Source organism: Odoribacter sp. AF15-53 (genome assembly GCF_003479425.1).
In the GTDB taxonomy this organism is placed as follows: domain Bacteria; phylum Bacteroidota; class Bacteroidia; order Bacteroidales; family Marinifilaceae; genus Butyricimonas.
Genome location: NZ_QUHC01000001.1, coordinates 507,750 through 524,997 on the forward strand (window position 1 = coordinate 507,750; position 17,248 = coordinate 524,997).

Genomic DNA, 17,248 nt, shown 5'->3' on the forward strand with positions numbered 1-17,248 from the left:
GGTGATCTTTCGTGTCCCCCCGTTTATTTCCTTATTTTAATTGATGGCCGTCAGGTCATGTCTTCGGTGAATTATATTATAATTTATTTATATCATTAACTACTTAAAGTTTAAAGATTATGGAATTACCTTTTGCAGAATCGTGGAAGATTAAAATGGTTGAACCCATTCGTAAGAGTACTCGCGAAGAGAGAGAACAATGGATTAAAGAGGCACACTACAACGTGTTCCAGTTGCGTTCAGAACAAGTATATATTGATTTGATTACCGATTCCGGTACCGGCTCCATGAGTGATCGCCAATGGGCCGGGATGATGTTGGGTGATGAAAGTTACGCGGGTGCGTCTTCTTTCTTCAACTTGAAAAACATGATTACCCGTTTGACTGGGTTCGATTACGTGATCCCGACTCACCAGGGACGTGCGGCCGAGAACGTGTTGTTCTCTTACCTCGTGAAAGAGGGAGATATCGTTCCGGGCAACTCTCATTTCGACACGACCAAGGGGCATATCGAGGGACGTAAAGCCATCGCTTGGGACGTGACAATCGACGAGGCGAAAAATACCCAGCTGGAAATTCCTTTCAAGGGAAATCTTGACCCGGTGAAACTGGAAAAAGTGTTGGCGGAACATGCTGATAAAATCCCGTTCATTATTGTGACGATTACGAATAACACGGCTGGTGGACAACCGGTTTCCATGAAGAATATCAAGGAAGTTCGTGCTATCGCTGACAAGTATGGCAAGCGTGTCGTGTTTGACTCTGCTCGTTTCGCTGAAAATGCTTATTTCATCAAAACCCGCGAGGAAGGATACAAGGATAAGACGATCAAAGAGATCGTGAAAGAGATGTTCAGCTATGCCGATGGAATGACAATGAGTGCCAAGAAAGACGCGATCGTGAATATGGGTGGTTTTATCGCAACTCGCCATCAGGATTGGTATGACGGTGCTAAAGGCTTCTGCGTTCAGTTCGAGGGATACTTGACCTATGGTGGTATGAACGGTCGCGACATGAATGCCTTGGCAATCGGTCTGGATGAAAACACGGAATTCGATAACCTTGAAACCCGTATCAAGCAAGTACAATACCTGGCCTCTCGTTTGGACGAGTTCGGGATTCCATACCAGCGTCCTGCCGGTGGTCACGCCTTGTTTGTTGACGCCCCGAAAGTGTTGACTCACGTTCCGAAGGAACAATTCCCGGCCCAGACATTAACCGTCGAACTTTACCTGGAAGCTGGTATTCGTGCGTGCGAGATTGGTTATATCCTGGCTGACCGTGACCCGGTTACCCGTGAAAACCGTTTCGGTGGTCTGGATCTTCTGCGTATGGCCATCCCGAGAAGAGTGTACACGAACAATCACATGGATGTTATCGCTGTCGCTTTGAAAAACGTGTTCGATCGTCGCGAGCAAATTACCAAGGGGGTTCGTATCACCTGGGAAGCTCCTCTGATGCGCCACTTCACGGTTCAATTGGAACGAGTTAAATAAAAAGTAAAAAAGGAGGGAAGTATTTAAACTTCCCTCTTTTCATGTTTATTTTAAGCTGGCTAAAGCGGCCTCGTAGTTCGGTTCGTGAGTTATCTCCGGAACCAGTTCTTCGTAAACAATCTTCCCATTCTCATCAATTACGACAACAGAACGAGCCAGTAACCCGGCTAACGGCCCATCAATCATTTCAATCCCGTACTTCTCCCCGAAAGCCTGACAGCGGAACGCCGAAAGGGGAATTACCTTGTCGATACCTTCCGTTGTGCAGAAACGGGCATGGGCGAAAGGAAGGTCTTTCGAGATGGCCAGCACGACCGTGCTCTTCATTTCGGCCGCCAGTTTATTGAACGTGCGGACAGAAGTAGCGCACACGCTCGTGTCAAGACTCGGGAAAATATTCAATACAACCCGTTGTCCTTTCAAGCTTGACAATGCTAGTTCCGACAAGTCTGTTTTTACCAACGAAAAATCGGGAGCTACGGAACCTACTGAAGGTAAATTACTTTTCGTGTTTATACTGTTTCCAGCAAGTGTTACTTTTGCCATAATTCTTTTAATTAAAATGTTTGAACAATATCTTTTTTCAAATGTAAAGTTTTAATTCTTTTCTTGCAATAAGAATTTTATCTTCTTTATACGGGACATTCCTTAAAAAGGTTTGCGATACCCGATAAAAGATAAAAATATATTTTATTCAAAAAAGTATCTACTAAAGTTTGTATTTATAGCGAAAACCGCTATATTTGCACCGTCGAAATGAACGACACCCGGTTCGGTAGCTCAGCTGGATAGAGCAACGGCCTTCTAAGCCGTAGGTCTTGGGTTCGAATCCCAACCGGATCACTAGAGATAATGAACAAACGAAGCAGAATCCTGAAAATCAATATTTCAGGATTTTTTCTTTCCTATCAGAAAGCAAAAAAAGGCCTAAAAGAGGCTCACATGAAAAATTAGGTGGACTTTTTGTTCTTTGTTGCAATAAACACGAATACCCGTAGGAAGTATGAATAGATGATGTGTGTCGTATAATTCAAGCACTATCCTTTTGTGACACGAAATAAAAAATGTGGCATATCGACATTCCGGTAATGCTTGACAAAAGTATCTATTATTTTCATGCCGTTTCTCTGGGCTACTTTTTGGGAAGCGATGTTCGTGTCTCGGATGATGGAATATATTTCATGAAAACCGAGATTTTTGAAAGCGTATTTTTTACAAGCGATGGCGGCTTCCGTGGCATATCCCTGGTGCCAGTATTCTTGCCGAAGCAGGTAGCCGATTTCCGGGATTTGTTGATTATTGTATTCTTGAAGTGTGATACCGCATTGACCAATGAGTTCTCGATTACTTTTTTCCACGACTCCCCATAGGCCAAAGCCGTCTTTGTCGTATCGTTTGAATTGCTTGTTCAGCCATTCTTGTACTTCCTGATCGTTAAAAGCACCCTCGTAAGCGTACATCACCACGGGATCTTGTAATAATTTACATACATCATCGAAATCATCTTGTGTAAGCTTTCTTAGGGTTAATCGTGGAGTTGCTAGTATCATTTTTCAAATTTTTAGTGGATTGCAAAATTAATTGTTTCGAGATAGAATTACGTTTCCTGCGGGGATAATTATGGTTTTATTGATGAATTATGATTTTGCCTTGTTAAACTTTAAAATTATCTTTGCTATCGTTTTTGATGGGATTTAAACCTTTAACATTATATTTATGAAACGAATAGCTACTGTTTTGGTCGTGTTTGCATGTTTTTTAACGGGAAATTTGCAATCTGTGTATGCACAATCGTTGAAAGACATCTTGAATTCCTCGAAGGTGAAAGATGTTGTGAATTTAGTTACCGGAAATGTGATTAAGTTTTCGGATCTTCAAGGAAATTGGACGTATGTGGAGCCGGCTTGTAAGATGACGAGCGGAGATTTGTTGAAAGAGGCGAGTGGTTCATTGGTTACGTCAGCGTTAGAGAAAAAAATGGTGAATGTTTACACGAAGTTGGGGATTGTTCCGGGGAATTTCAGTTACACGTTTAATAGTGATAGTACATTTACCAATACGATCGGCAAGAAAGTGTTGAAAGGAACGTATTCTCTGGATGAGAAAAGTCGAGTGATGACGTTGAATTATATGTTGGCAAAAACAATCACGATAAAGAGTGTTGATGTACAACTCGTGAAATCTGGAGAACAAGTTTCATTGCTTTTTAACACTGAGAAGTTAATCAAGTTTCTGAACGTGCTGTCTTCTGCGTTGAAGAAATCAAATAATACAACCGCTTCGTTAATGGAGGGATATGACGAGATTCTTCTGGGATTTGAAATGAAGAAATAATGACGATTAAGGATAAAAAGAAAGGGTGCTTGAAAAGCACCCTTTCTTGTATCTAGAATCTCAATCCTACTGTTAACCTGAATTCGTTATCTTTGAATTTGGTTTGGAATTCTGGAGATGAGATTGTCACATCTTCTGTTTCGTAATAATAGAATAATCCGTTAATTTTAGAACTTTTGTGAAGATAAGCCAAGTCTGCGTAGAATACGCCAAGATTAAGTCCTGCTCCTCCCGAGATTGTTTGAATTTTATTCTTTTCATTCATTTCACCTTTGGAATAAGGAGATGCTAGGTAATTATACCCACCACGTAAACAAAATATACTATTAAACCTATATTCTGCTCCTACACGGAAGTTGTGCGTGCCTTTGTAGATTGTTTTAATGGCATTGTTAGTTGCCATGTATTCGTTATTGGAACCATTGTTCGTGAATTTGGTTGCCGAGTAATCCACGTACTCGTAATCAGCACTGATGATAGCTTTTTGGCCGATAACCGTGGCCACGCTTCCCATGACTCTCCAAGGTGTTTTGAGTTTGTACTCGAAATTCGTATGTGCTCCATTACCATACTTGAATTCTTTGCTGGGATCGGCCCCTTCAAACGGTAGTTCAACGAATTCAGAACTAACCCAGTTAAGTGCATAGGCATCTATGTTATAGTAAGTCGGGGTGTGTACGGCAACACCGATTCGAATAGCGGGAATAGGCCGATAGATCATTCCTACCTTGAAGTTAACGCCAGTTCCACTAGAGGTAAACTCTTGTTCAAGAGTGAATCCTTTTAGTTTGCTGTTGATGTTATCTCCATAAAGCCATTCTGTATAATAAGAGAAAGATTTGAAATGAAGGGATTGAATACCTAGTGTGACCCCGAAATAAAACTTATCATCGTAATTAGCCCCTACCGAAATAGCATATTCAGCTTGATAACCGCGTTCTCTGGTGTATTTCAGTTCTTCCATGGAATTCGTGCTATCAATAGGAATATCGTATTGATCTGAACTTCCCTTAGATAAATTAAGAAGGTAGGCATCATAAGCCAAACTCGTGGTGAATGGATTTAGACCCTCTCTGATTGTTCCGTCTGCTTCGTTTTTCCATACGTCAAGTAGGGAAGAGCCTTTTGATATGAAGTTCCCTTGATAGATGTTCCTGTTGAAATTATTGAGATTCGTGTAGTTAAAGCCGAAATTGATATTTTTCCATTTATCACTTCTGGGCGAGAAGGATAAGACGAATCCCAAGTCTCCCAATAAATACATGTTTTTCTCGTAATCAAAACCGTTTGTTTTGGCGTGAGCAAAGTCAAGCATCGAGGTAAAACTGACCTCCGATTTACGGAATACTCCGATACCTCCGGGGTTCGTGCTTAAGGTGGAAAGATCACCCCCCAAGGCTCCAAATGCTCCACCCATGGCGGCAGATCTTGCCGTTCCGTAAGGAAATATTCGAGAGAATTTAAGTGCATCTTCCTCGTTTTGTGCCGAGGCAAAAAGTGTGAAGAAGAGCATTATTGATAGTATATATAAAGTCTTCATACCCTATATTTGGTTCGTTATACAATTTATTTTCGATGTCCGGTATTTGTCCTTTCAACACGTCCGCCGTTACTGCTGCTGCCGCTACTTGAACGGGTGGTAGAGCTGGTGCCGTATGAACTGTTGCTATTACTTCCCCTTGAATAACTTCCTGATGAGTAGCCGGAATTGTTATTTGTCCGGTTGTAGTTTGTTCCGGAATCATAATGCGAGTTCGTTCTCGTCGAGTTGTAATTATTACTTCTGGACGTCCTTGAATAAGTACTGTACGACCGGGCATTCCTGTTGGTCGTGTATTCTTTCTTGGGAGCATACCGGGTTGTTAACGTCGGTTTGCTCGCACCGCCCCAATCCGGGCGATGGCTGCCACCCCAGTTCGGATGATGGTGGCCCCAACCCGGGCGATGTCCCCAGTGTGGGTAATATCCGTAATAATTGTTCCAGTACGGGTTCCAACCCCAAGGATCATAATACCCGTATCCCCAGCCCCATGGGTTATATCCGTAATAGTTGTTCCAATAAGGGTCCCAACCCCAAGAGTTACCCCAACCGAAAGAGCCTCCCCAGCCCCAACGATTCCAACCAAAGCTCACGTTAGAACTCCAGGCATAGCTATCGAAGCGAGGATCGTTCCAAACTACGGTCCAGATGTATTTCGGGTAATTTCCAAAAATCAATTGCGTGTACAAGTTAATATTTGAATTACTTGGGAACCACCAATAACGCCCGTCTACCGTGTAAACATTCCAATCCGGGCTGAATGAAAGATTCTGGGCGATCTCGTATCCGTTTCCGAAATAGGCAAAGCCTTCCGGGTAGCGGTTCATGATACGAACACATTCTTCCAGATCATTGTCACTTCCTTTAAAACCTCCGATCCAGTAACCATCACCTTCCGGGATTGCGATCCGGTTTACGGTTTGTCCGGTTCTGGCTTCTTCTTTTTGCACTTGTTTTTCCGTGGCGTAGCGAGCCATACCTATAGCGTAAGATTTTGGATTTACACTGTTATCTTTTTCTTTCGGATAAGTTTTATCGTTTACATTTTTATTGTTTTGGGAACTTGAAGAGTTGTTCACCGCAATATCCACCCCTGTTTTCTTTTTTACTTCTTGAACGAAGAGGGAATGCTTGCCAGGAACATAGTAGATATCATCTTCCTGCGCTTGCGTGAAGTTTTGCGAGGAAGAGCAGGCACCTAAAATGACTGCTAATGCTGAAAAGTATAATGCTATCTTCATAGTTATAATATTAATTCCTTTATTGTATGACAAATATATTGGTTGTTGGTTTATTACTTACTAACAAAATACGTACCATTTACTCCTTGTTTCTTGTTACAAATGCACGTGTATAGCTTGTTTTAATTTCTACCGATATAAAAATAGAAAATATTAATCGGAAATCCTAGATTTTGTTTTAAATTTGCTGCAGTTTTATCAAAAAATAATGAGATGGCTAAGTTTTTAACTTCAAGAGAAGAGAATTATTCGCAATGGTACAATGATCTGGTTGTAAAAGCCGGATTAGCAGAGAATTCAGCTGTGAGAGGATGTATGGTAATTAAACCTTACGGTTATGCCATATGGGAAAAAATGCAACAACAACTGGACAAGATGTTCAAGGAAACAGGACATAGTAATGCGTATTTTCCGTTGTTGATCCCCAAATCTTTCTTTTCAAAAGAGGCTGATCACGTGGAGGGATTTGCGAAAGAATGTGCGGTTGTAACTCATTATCGATTAAAGAACGATCCAAATGGAGGAGGCGTGGTGGTTGATCCTGCAGCTAAACTAGAGGAAGAATTTATTATTCGCCCGACTTCCGAGACCATTATCTGGAACACTTATAAAAACTGGATACAATCTTACCGGGATCTTCCAATCCTTTGTAATCAATGGGCTAACGTGATGCGTTGGGAAATGCGTACGCGGATGTTTTTGCGTACGGCCGAGTTCTTGTGGCAAGAAGGGCATACGGCTCATGCCACGAAAGAGGAAGCTATAGAGGAAGCTCAAAAGATGATTCGCGTGTATGCTGAATTTGCAGAAAAATGGATGGCCATGCCGGTAATCATGGGGCATAAGAGTGAAACCGAGCGTTTTGCCGGGGCTTTGGATACTTTGACTATCGAGGCCATGATGCAAGACGGGAAAGCGCTTCAATCGGGTACTTCTCATTTCTTGGGACAGAATTTTGCGAAGGCTTTCGATGTACAATTTACCACGAAAGAGGGAAAACAGGAGTACGTGTGGGCTACATCGTGGGGAGTTTCTACCCGTTTAATGGGAGCCTTGATTATGGCGCATTCTGATGATAACGGTTTGGTATTGCCTCCTAGATTAGCTCCGCTTCAAGTGGTTATCGTGCCGATTTACAAGAGTATGGAAGGATTGGAAAAAATCCGTCAAACGGTTAGCGGGCTTATGGATAAGTTGAATAAAGCGGGTATCAGCGTGAAGTTTGACGATCGGGATACTCAGAAACCGGGTTGGAAGTTCGCTGATTACGAGCTGAAAGGTGTTCCGGTACGTTTGGCGATGGGAGAGCGCGATCTTGAGAACGGAACGATAGAAATCGCTCGTCGTGACACGTTGACAAAGGAAACCCTGCCGCTAGAAGGTATCGAACAACATATCGAAACTTTACTGGAAGAAATACAAGAAAATATATATAAATTGGCCGTGGAACGTCGTTCCAAGATGATCACGAAAGTCGATTCTTACGAGGAATTTAAAACCTTGCTGGATAAGAAAGGCGGGTTCTTCTTGTGCCATTGGGATGGAACCCCGGAGACGGAAGAACTTATCAAGAACGAGACGAAAGCCACAATTCGCTGTATTCCTTTCGATTCACCCGAAGAAGAGGGTAAATGTATGGTGACGGGCAAACCGTCTCGCAGGAGGGTGTTGATAGCGAGAGCTTATTAATTTTAAATTGAATGATTTTAGATTTTAGATTGAAAAAGATTGAAGGAGATGGAAAAACTAGAATCTAATTTCTATAATTTAAAATCTATAATTTAAAATTTAAATTTATTTTATGTTGCCAGTAGTTGAACGTTTTATCAGGTATGCCAAAATCCACACGGAGTCCGATAGGGAAACTGGATTGGTTCCCAGTACTCCCGGACAGTTAGAATTCGCTTATCTTCTTTGTGAGGAGATGCAGAAAATCGGGATGCAGGATGTTGCCGTGGATGATTATGGTTATGTGATGGGTTTCGTGCCTGCTAATACTGATAAAGAGTGTTCCTCGATAGGATTTATAGCTCACATGGATACCAGTCCGGATATGACGGGTAAACACGTGAAACCACAGATCATCGAGAATTACAAGGGAAATGATATCTTGTTGAACAAGGAAAAGGGGTTTACCTTGTCTCCGGACGATTTTCCGGAACTGATGAATTATGTCGGTTCGGATTTGATTGTCACGGATGGTAACACGCTTTTGGGGGCGGATGATAAGGCCGGGATTGCCGAGATACTGACAGCAATGGAATACCTGATCCAGCATCCGGAAATAAAACACGGGCGGATAGCCGTTTGTTTCACGCCAGATGAAGAGATCGGGGAGGGGGTAGATCATTTTGACCTGAAAAAATTCGGGGCTAAATTCGCTTATACTTTGGATGGGGGAGAGATCGGGGAGTTGGAATGCGAGAATTTTAACGCTGCATTAGCTCGTTTGACATTCAAGGGACGTAATTTCCATCCGGGATATGCCAAGAATAAGATGGTAAACTCGATCAAGGTGGCAAACGAATTCATGGCTAGTTTACCCAAGAAAGATGCTCCCGAGTATACTTCTGGTTATGAAGGATTTTTCCATATATACTCGATCAAAGGGACTGTGGAGGAGACATTGTTAGAGATTCTGATTCGCGATTTTGACAAGGAACGGTTCGAGTGGCGGAAAGACGTAATTGAAAACGGGGTACGGGAATATTCTCGAAAATACGAGTTACCGGTGCTTTTGGAGATGAAAGATCAGTATGCTAACATGAAAGAGCGTTTGGAACCGGTAAGGTACATTGTGGAGATCGCCAAGCAGGCCATGACGGAGTTAGGTATCAAACCTTTGATCGTTCCGATTCGCGGGGGAACCAACGGGTCAAAATTATCTTTCATGGGGGTGCCGACGCCGAATTTGTCCAATGGGGCGCACAACGGACATGGTCGTTACGAGTATATTCCTGTGTCTTCCATGACTAAAATCGTGAGCCTGATCGTGAAAATTTCGGAATTTTGTGCGAAGATATAAGTATCAAACGATGCTTGATATAAGGCAGGTTATTTTTAACCTGCTTTTTTTATAACAATTCCTTAATGTTTTACGTTTACTAGTAAAAAAATACTTTATATAAATTTGAATTAAAACCTAAATAATAAAATGCGAATATGATGAGAGGATTTTTTTTGGTAGCCCTTTTTCTCTTGGGCTGGAGTCAATTGGAAGCACAACCGGTAAGAGATACAGCGTGGAATAAAGCCGGTTTCTTCGGGTTAAAATTAACGCAGGTAAGTTTGAGTAGTTGGTCGGCCGGAGGTGAATCAGCCATGGCATTTGATAGCCAGATAACGTATAGTGCCGATTTCAAGCGGGATCGTCAATTATGGCAGAATCGTTTGGAATTGGGGTACGGTTTGACAAAGAATGACGGGAAAAGCGCTCGGAAGACAAATGATAAGATTTACTTTGCTTCGACGTATGGTTATCAGATGTATAAATCATGGTATTGGAGTGCTTTGTTGAACTTTAATACGCAGTTTGCCAAAGGATATGATTATAACATTGAGGATTCTGATTTTATATCTAAATTTATGGCGCCCGGATATTTAGTTATTGGTGTTGGTGCCACGTGGAGCCCGAATAAAATATTTACCGCCACTTTTACTCCTGCTTCATGGCGAGGAACTATCGTGGCAAACGATCGTTTGTCGGATGAAGGTGCTTTCGGCGTGGATAAGGGAAAGCATTTATTGTCGGAGTTTGGTGCTAATTTGAAGGCTGAAGTAAACTACGAGTTTTTGCCGAATATGACGATTTATTCCCGTCTGGAATTGTATTCTAATTATCTTGAAGATCCTCAAAACATTGATGTTCGTTGGGATGTACAGTTGAATATGGCTATTAATAAATGGTTTTCAACAACGTTGTCTACAAACTTGTTATATGATAATGATGTGAAGATTGCACAGAAAGACGGATCGGCAGGACCGAGAGTGCAGTTCAAAGAGGTACTGGGTGTTGGTCTTCAAATTCATTTCTAAGAATAGATTATTAGATATAAAAAAAGAGTTCAGAATTTCTGAACTCTTTTTTTATATATTGAAATGAATTCTATTTTGTAACTCTTTCAAGCCATTTAACCATACCAAGCATAACACTCATAGATACAAGGCATACAATTAAGAATACAGACCAACATTGCCAAATTGGCCATGCGTTATACATAAGAGGTCCAATCCAAAGCAGAAGGTTACCGAGAGCGGTAGCTGCTAGCCATAAACCTTGACACAAACCAAGCATACTTTTGGGAGCTACTTTTGATACAAATGATAATCCAAGAGGAGAGATAAACAACTCTGCAACTGTCAGGAAGAAGTAAGTAACGATAAGAACCCACCAGTGAGCTTTGCTTGCCATTTGCTCAGCAATGGGAAGTAATTTGAATGAATCTGCAGAAGGATAACCTTTCATCATAGAGAAAATAGCAAGGAACAAGAATGCCATTCCTGCGATGAACATACCAATTGCGATCTTTCTTGGAGTTGAAATCTCTTTACCACGTCTTGCAAGAAATCCAAAGATAGCCATAATTATGGGGGTAAGGACAATTACGAAGAAGGGGTTGATTGCTTGCCATACTTCAGGAGCAACAGCTGACGAATCTACGAAGTCGCGGGCGAAGAATGAAAGGGACATACCGTTCTGATGGAACGAGAACCAGAAGAAAATAACTATCCCCAAAACAGCAAATAACGCATACATTCTCTGTTTAATTTCTTTAGCCATAGCAGCTTTCTCCTCCGGGGTATAATCCACGCTTTGTGTTACAGCTTTCTTCGCAGGATTCGGGAAAGTTTTTTGTGAAACAAAGAAAATTACAAGAGAGATAAGCATGGCTGCAACAGATGCAATGAAAGAATAGTGAATACCTTCATTGAAAATTTGTAGGTATTGATGGCAAGAGGCTGCCAGATCGGTGATAGCTCCACCAGCGGCAGTCATAAGTTGCTTCAAGTTTGCAAGAGCTTCGGGTGCCATAGTGGCAGCATTGTTAATATACTCGTGGCAAAGGGCTGGGAGCTGTGCATTGTAAGACATTCCGTTTGTCCCCAGCCACCATTGGCGTAAAACCGGAGCTATGAACGGGGCAATAAGACCTCCAATGTTGATGAATACATAAAAAATCTGGAAACCTGAATCTCTTTTGTCTTTTGCAATTTTGAGAGCTTCCGGACCTTGTTTGGCTGCTTCCGTCTCAAAATTATCGTACATTTGACCCACGATTGCCTGCAAGTTACCTTTGAACAAACCGTTACCGAATGCGATAAGGAACAAAGCAAAACAAGTAAGAGTCAACAACCAAGTCGTGTTTGCTGATGTGGCGAGGATAGGAACAGATAGAATAATGTATCCTAATGCCATGATTATAAGACCGGTCTTGATGGTTCCCTTGTAGTTTTGCGTACGGTCTGCAATAAGACCTCCGACAAGGCTTAAAATGTATATACCAGCGTAAAAGAAAGAGTAGATAGTACCACTGGCAGCTTCACTCAAACCAAATTTAGAACATAGGAACAACACTAATACGGCATTCATGATGTAGTAGCCGAAACGTTCTCCCATATTACTTAGAGCCGCAGTAAGCAACCCTTTAGGATGATTTTTGAACATAACTTTTGTTTTTAATTTGTATTGGTAAATATTAAATTATTTCATTCACGCTTTAAGTCCGCAAATATAATTTTTTTTTTTATCTTTAGTCATTGAAAACGTTTGAAACCTATGGGTATGTTGAAGAATAATAAGATTTTCAAGACTTCGGATTTACGAAAATTGGATGAATATACGATTGAAAATGAGCCGGTAACATCGTTGAATTTGATGGAGAGAGCTGCAACCGTTTTTACTGAAAAATTATTGATTTTTTTCCCGAACAGCCATATTTTTAACATTTTAGCAGGCTCCGGAAATAACGGGGGAGATGGGTATGCCGTGGCAAGATTGTTACATGAAAAGGGTATGGCAGTCAAGGTTTTCGGGTTGCATGAAGATGACAGGTTATCACCGGATTGTGTCGTGAACAGAAAACGATTCATCGAGGGAGGCGGACATTATATCGGGGTGAAAGAAGCGAATAATCTTTATTTGGATGAAAATGCCGTGCTGGTAGATGCCATTTTGGGTGCCGGGTTGAATCGTTCTGTAAGCGGATTTTTAGGGGAAATTATACATCGTGTGAACCATTTGTCCAATCCGGTGGTGGCGATAGATATTCCGTCCGGTTTAATGGGAGAAGATAACGGGAATAATGACGGGGCTATCATTGAAGCCGATTATACGTTTACATTCCAGTTCCCGAAGTTGGCTTTCATGTTCCCAGAAAATGAACATTACGTTGGAAGATGGGAAGTATTGGATATTCACTTGCATCCGACTATATTGCAAGAGTGTTCCTCTTCTTACTACTGTTTAACCGAGGATGCGGTAGCTTCCCGCTTGTTGATACCCGGTAAATTTTCGCACAAAGGCACGTTGGGTAATGCCTTATTAATAGCGGGTTCGTATTCGATGATGGGGGCGGCCGTGTTGTCCGCCAAAGGGGCTATTCGCTCCGGAACGGGTTTGCTTTCGGTGCATGTACCCCGTAAATTGAAGGAAGTTATTCATCTTTCTGTGCCGGAGGCGTTGGTCGAAGAGGATCAGGATGATCTTTGTTTTTCCGGGATAGATTGTCTTTCCCGTTTTCAGGCTATCGGGATCGGTCCGGGAATCGGCACCTCTCCGGTCACGGCAAGGGGATTGCGTGAGTTATTGTCCGAATGGAAAGGTAAAATCGTGTTGGATGCCGATGCGTTGAATCTCTTAGCGGCAGATCCCGGTTTACTGGAAATTCTTCCGAAAAAAGCCGTATTAACGCCCCATCTTAAGGAATTTGAAAGATTAGCAGGAAAAAGTGCAAATGATTTTGATAGATTAAATAAATTAAGCACCTTTGCAAGTCTACACCAAGTGTATGTTGTATTGAAAGGTGCGCATACGGTGATAGCCTCTCCCGGTGGAGAATGTTATTTTAATATGACAGGTAATCCGGGTATGGCGAAAGGTGGTTCAGGCGACGTGTTGACAGGTATTATTGCAGCATTGCTGGCAAGCGGACACGCACCCTTGGATGCAGCTTTGGTTGGGGTTTACGCTCATGGTCTGGCTGGTGATTACGCCGCAGAAATGCAGGGAATGAGAGGAACACGAGCCGGGGATATAGCCGATAAGTTAGGTTTGGTGTGGAAAAAAATGGAAACATATAACATTGCTAAACAGCGATAAAAAGATGAAAAAGTTATTTTTTATAATCGGGTTGATGGGATTAGTATCCCTTACTGTTTTCGGGCAAAAGAAGAGAGAATTGACAACACAAGTATCGATTGATTACACCTTACCGAAAATCAGTTATGATGTCGTGGTAACCATGGAATGCAACCGGTTGATCCCGGGGCCATTCCGTCAATATGCCGAGCAACAATTAGGAATCCGTCCGGAAATCACAAGTGAGGGAGAGGAGTGGATGATCAAGAAAATCCAGTTTGTTCCAAGAGCCTTGCCCGACCCGAAAGCCATGTATACCGTAAATGCATCCGGGGAATATAATTCGATTCTTTTAAACATTACTCCCGATGGCTTCCTTGCCGGGGTGGGAAGTGGTACTACCAACCAGACCCGTAACGAGGATATCATTTACGAGGAAGTAAAGAATAATTCAGAATCAGGTATTAATTACGTGCGTTTCGGAATCCGGTCTACTCAAAAGGAAGTGCTTGATTCCAATTTCACGGAGATGGAGGTAGAGGGGGAGATTCGTAAGGTGTGGGACCCAATCGAACGTCAGGTGCTAAAAGAGAGCGAGGATTACGTGAAAGAAATCACGGAAGATATATTTGCGATTCGTAAAAAGAGATTGGACATGCTTGCAGCAGGAACGGCTACGGCCGAAGCCTTAAAAGCTATGGACAAATTTGAAGCAAACTACATGAGTTTATTCATGGGAAAGAAAGAGACTCGTGAGGTGGTGCAAACATTCTCGTATGTTCCGGAAAAAGCAGATGAATCAGTTGTTTTGTTCCGATTTTCAGCGAATGATGGTATAACGGCTAAAAATAACGTGTCTGCAATCCCGTATATTGTCGAGTTGAAAAACATCTATGTCCCGAAGAAAGAAGCCGCACAGGCAGGAAATTCCCGTCCGGTTCCGTCTTTATCCTATCGGGAACCAGCGGTTGCTGATTTGTGTTTATTAAAAGGTAAAGAGAACGTGATGACCGTGAGATGCGTTATTCCGCAACTCGGTTTTATCAAGCAATTCCCGTTGGATGTTATTAATAACGAGGGAATCTCTATTGATTTCTACCCGCAATACGGTTCATTGAAAAGTATAATGAAAAAGTAAGGTAGATATACGATTCTAGTTATGGCGGAGATGAACGAAAAGGGGATATTGGGGAAATTTTTGGTGTGGCGTGTTCGCAACATCAAAGAAAAACAATTTATTGTTATGTTGAGTATCCTGGTCGGTATTGTTACCGGGTTGGCTGGGGTCGTACTGAAAAACATGGTGCATTTCACTCATGCGTTTTTCACGGAGCGGATGCAGGTAGACAGTGGTAACTTACTCTTTTTCGTGTATCCTTTTATCGGGATATTGCTCACGACCTTGTTCGTGAAATATTTTGTCAAAGAGGGAATTAGTCACGGGGTGACGAAAGTATTGTACGCTATTTCCCGTCGGAATAGCATGATTAAACCGCATAATAATTACTCCTCTATGATTGCCAGTACCTTGACCATCGGTTTTGGAGGATCAGTCGGAACCGAAGCAACCATTGTGTTGACCGGGGCTTCTATCGGTTCCAATCTGGCGCGTTTGTTCCGCATGAACTACAAGGTGATGACACTTATGATCGGTTGTGGGGCAGCAGGTGCCATTGCCGGGATTTTTAAGGCTCCTATTGCCGGGATCGTCTTCACCATGGAGGTATTGATGCTCGACTTGACTATGGCTTCTTTGGTCCCCTTGATGTTCACGGCTATCACTTCTTACGTGGTGACCTTCTTTTTGATGGGTGACGGGTTTGTGTTCTCTTACCAGATCACGGATAAATTCGTGATGGCGAACTTTCCTTATTACGTAGTACTGGGTATTTTTGCCGGGATATTATCCGTTTATTTCGTGCGGATGAATCTTCGGGTTGAACAATTCTTGGAACGTATTAAGAGCACGTGGAAAAGAATAGCGATCGGGGGGGCATTGCTTGGAGTTGTTATTTTCGTGTTTCCCCCGTTATACGGTGAAGGTTACTCTGCTTTGGACGATTTGATGGCCGGACATTCCGACAAATTATTGAATAATACCTATTTTTTCGGATTCCGGGATAGCGCTTGGATGCTGATTCTTTTCGTGGTAGGTTTGGTCTTCGTGAAAGTGATAGCCACGGCATTAACCAACGGTAGTGGGGGTGTGGGTGGTGTGTTCGCTCCGAGCCTGTTCACGGGTGGAGTTGCCGGATTCCTGCTGGCCATGTTGATTAACATGAGTGGAATCCGGGTGGTTGAACCCAGTCATTTCGTGTTGGCAGGTATGGCGGGAACGATGTCTGGGGTTATGAAAGCACCCTTGACGGCAATGTTCTTGATTGCCGAGATTTCGGGAGGTTACGCATTGTTTCTGCCCTTGATGCTTACCTCGGTGATTTCTTATCTCACAAGTCAAGGAATGGAACCTTACTCGATCTATGCCCGTCGGTTGGCGAGACAAGGAGACTTGTTGACGCATAACAAAGATAAAGCCGTGTTGACGTTGATGAAATTGAACAAGGTGGTGGAGACTGATTTCAAGACGATAGAGGTTGGCGCAACCTTGGGTGATCTGGTGAAAGTGGTTTCGAAGTCCAGTCGTAACTTGTTTCCCGTTCTGAATTCCGATCACCAGTTGTTAGGAATTGTGTTGTTGGATGATATCCGTAAAGTGATGTTCAATCAGGAGATGTATCCGAAAACTTACGTGCGGGATTTCATGACAACTCCCTCTGTCGTAATCGACATGAACGACTCTATGGAGGTCGTGATGAAGAAATTCGAGGACTCTGGGGCATGGAATTTACCCGTGTTGCAGGATCATAAATACGTGGGATTCGTGTCTAAGGCAAAGATTTTCAATACTTATCGTAAAGTGCTGATCCATTTCTCTGATGATGAATGATTTCTAGTGTAACCATTTGCATTGTTTTTCGTTATTATTGCGACATATTACATATAACGTGTCTAAATAACTTCTTATTAAAGAAAAGGAGTTGTATTATTAGAAATTAAGTATATATTCGCGGCAAAAATTAGAAATTACTATAAAAACGATATAACTATGTATTGGACACTAGAACTTGCCTCTAAATTGGAAGATGCGCCTTGGCCAGCATCAAAAGATGAGTTGATAGACTACGCCATTCGTTCCGGGGCACCTATGGAAGTGATCGAGAATCTTCAGGATATTGAGGATGATGAAGAAATATTTGAGAGTATTGAAGATATTTGGCCTGATTATCCGAGTAAAGATGATTTTTTCTTTAACGAGGACGAGTATTAACTGATTCACGTT

14 protein-coding genes and 1 tRNA gene are annotated in these 17,248 nt (G+C 42.2%); 10 read left to right on the top strand and 5 right to left on the bottom strand.

The genetic code is table 11. From position 1 onward, the window contains the following. The first annotated feature begins 119 nt into the window (after positions 1–119). Positions 120–1,496, top strand: coding sequence for a tryptophanase (locus tag DWW52_RS02055; protein WP_118713799.1), 1,377 nt, complete (start codon positions 120–122; stop codon positions 1,494–1,496). A 45-nt stretch (positions 1,497–1,541) separates the two neighbouring features. Here DWW52_RS02055 and tpx read toward each other — a convergent pair whose 3' ends face one another. Next, positions 1,542–2,042: a thiol peroxidase gene (tpx, locus tag DWW52_RS02060; RefSeq protein WP_118713800.1), complete on the bottom strand. Its 501-nt coding sequence runs from the start codon at positions 2,040–2,042 to the stop codon at positions 1,542–1,544. 223 nt (positions 2,043–2,265) lie between these two features. Here tpx and DWW52_RS02065 point away from each other — a divergent pair. Then, a tRNA-Arg gene (locus tag DWW52_RS02065) sits at positions 2,266–2,339 on the top strand. 194 nt (positions 2,340–2,533) lie between these two features. Here the strand turns inward: DWW52_RS02065 and DWW52_RS02070 are convergent. Further along, positions 2,534–3,046: a GNAT family N-acetyltransferase gene (locus DWW52_RS02070; RefSeq protein ID WP_118713801.1), complete on the bottom strand. Its 513-nt coding sequence runs from the start codon at positions 3,044–3,046 to the stop codon at positions 2,534–2,536. A gap of 166 nt (positions 3,047–3,212) precedes the next feature. On the opposite strand from DWW52_RS02070, the gene DWW52_RS02075 reads away from it, so the two are divergent. Then, positions 3,213–3,830 (top strand): DUF4923 family protein, encoded by a 618-nt coding sequence (locus tag DWW52_RS02075; RefSeq protein WP_118713802.1) that lies wholly within the window; start codon positions 3,213–3,215, stop codon positions 3,828–3,830. A 52-nt stretch (positions 3,831–3,882) separates the two neighbouring features. On the opposite strand, the gene DWW52_RS02080 is transcribed toward DWW52_RS02075, so the two are convergent. Then, positions 3,883–5,370, bottom strand: a complete 1,488-nt coding sequence (locus tag DWW52_RS02080) for an OmpP1/FadL family transporter (RefSeq protein ID WP_118713803.1) — start codon at positions 5,368–5,370, stop codon at positions 3,883–3,885. Between the two features lie 26 nt (positions 5,371–5,396). Beyond that, entirely contained in the window at positions 5,397–6,611 is a 1,215-nt protein-coding gene (locus DWW52_RS02085; RefSeq protein ID WP_118713804.1) for a hypothetical protein, read from the bottom strand. Positions 6,612–6,824: 213 nt separating this feature from the next. On the opposite strand from DWW52_RS02085, the gene proS reads away from it, so the two are divergent. The 3 genes from proS (at position 6,825) to DWW52_RS02100 (ending at position 10,646) form a co-directional block, all read left to right on the top strand. Further along, positions 6,825–8,300, top strand: a complete 1,476-nt coding sequence (gene proS, locus DWW52_RS02090; protein ID WP_118713805.1) for a proline--tRNA ligase — start codon at positions 6,825–6,827, stop codon at positions 8,298–8,300. A 112-nt stretch (positions 8,301–8,412) separates the two neighbouring features. After that, positions 8,413–9,636: a peptidase T gene (gene pepT, locus DWW52_RS02095; protein ID WP_118713806.1), complete on the top strand. Its 1,224-nt coding sequence runs from the start codon at positions 8,413–8,415 to the stop codon at positions 9,634–9,636. A gap of 137 nt (positions 9,637–9,773) precedes the next feature. Next, positions 9,774–10,646, top strand: a complete 873-nt coding sequence (locus tag DWW52_RS02100; RefSeq protein ID WP_118713807.1) for a DUF3078 domain-containing protein — start codon at positions 9,774–9,776, stop codon at positions 10,644–10,646. A gap of 70 nt (positions 10,647–10,716) precedes the next feature. On the opposite strand, the gene DWW52_RS02105 is transcribed toward DWW52_RS02100, so the two are convergent. Beyond that, entirely contained in the window at positions 10,717–12,276 is a 1,560-nt protein-coding gene (locus DWW52_RS02105) for a peptide MFS transporter (RefSeq protein WP_118713808.1), read from the bottom strand. 117 nt (positions 12,277–12,393) lie between these two features. On the opposite strand from DWW52_RS02105, the gene DWW52_RS02110 reads away from it, so the two are divergent. The 4 genes from DWW52_RS02110 (at position 12,394) to DWW52_RS02125 (ending at position 17,236) form a co-directional block, all read left to right on the top strand. Further along, positions 12,394–13,929, top strand: coding sequence for an NAD(P)H-hydrate dehydratase (locus DWW52_RS02110; protein WP_199691943.1), 1,536 nt, complete (start codon positions 12,394–12,396; stop codon positions 13,927–13,929). A gap of 4 nt (positions 13,930–13,933) precedes the next feature. Continuing rightward, the gene (locus DWW52_RS02115) at positions 13,934–15,046 is read left to right on the top strand and encodes a DUF4831 family protein (RefSeq protein ID WP_118713809.1); all 1,113 of its coding nucleotides are present in this window, start codon (positions 13,934–13,936) and stop codon (positions 15,044–15,046) included. Between the two features lie 21 nt (positions 15,047–15,067). Further along, positions 15,068–16,855, top strand: coding sequence for a chloride channel protein (locus DWW52_RS02120; protein WP_118713810.1), 1,788 nt, complete (start codon positions 15,068–15,070; stop codon positions 16,853–16,855). 159 nt (positions 16,856–17,014) lie between these two features. Beyond that, a complete protein-coding gene (locus DWW52_RS02125) occupies positions 17,015–17,236 on the top strand; it encodes a DUF2795 domain-containing protein (RefSeq protein WP_009135471.1) in 222 nt (73 codons plus the stop codon). Positions 17,237–17,248 lie beyond the last annotated feature (12 nt).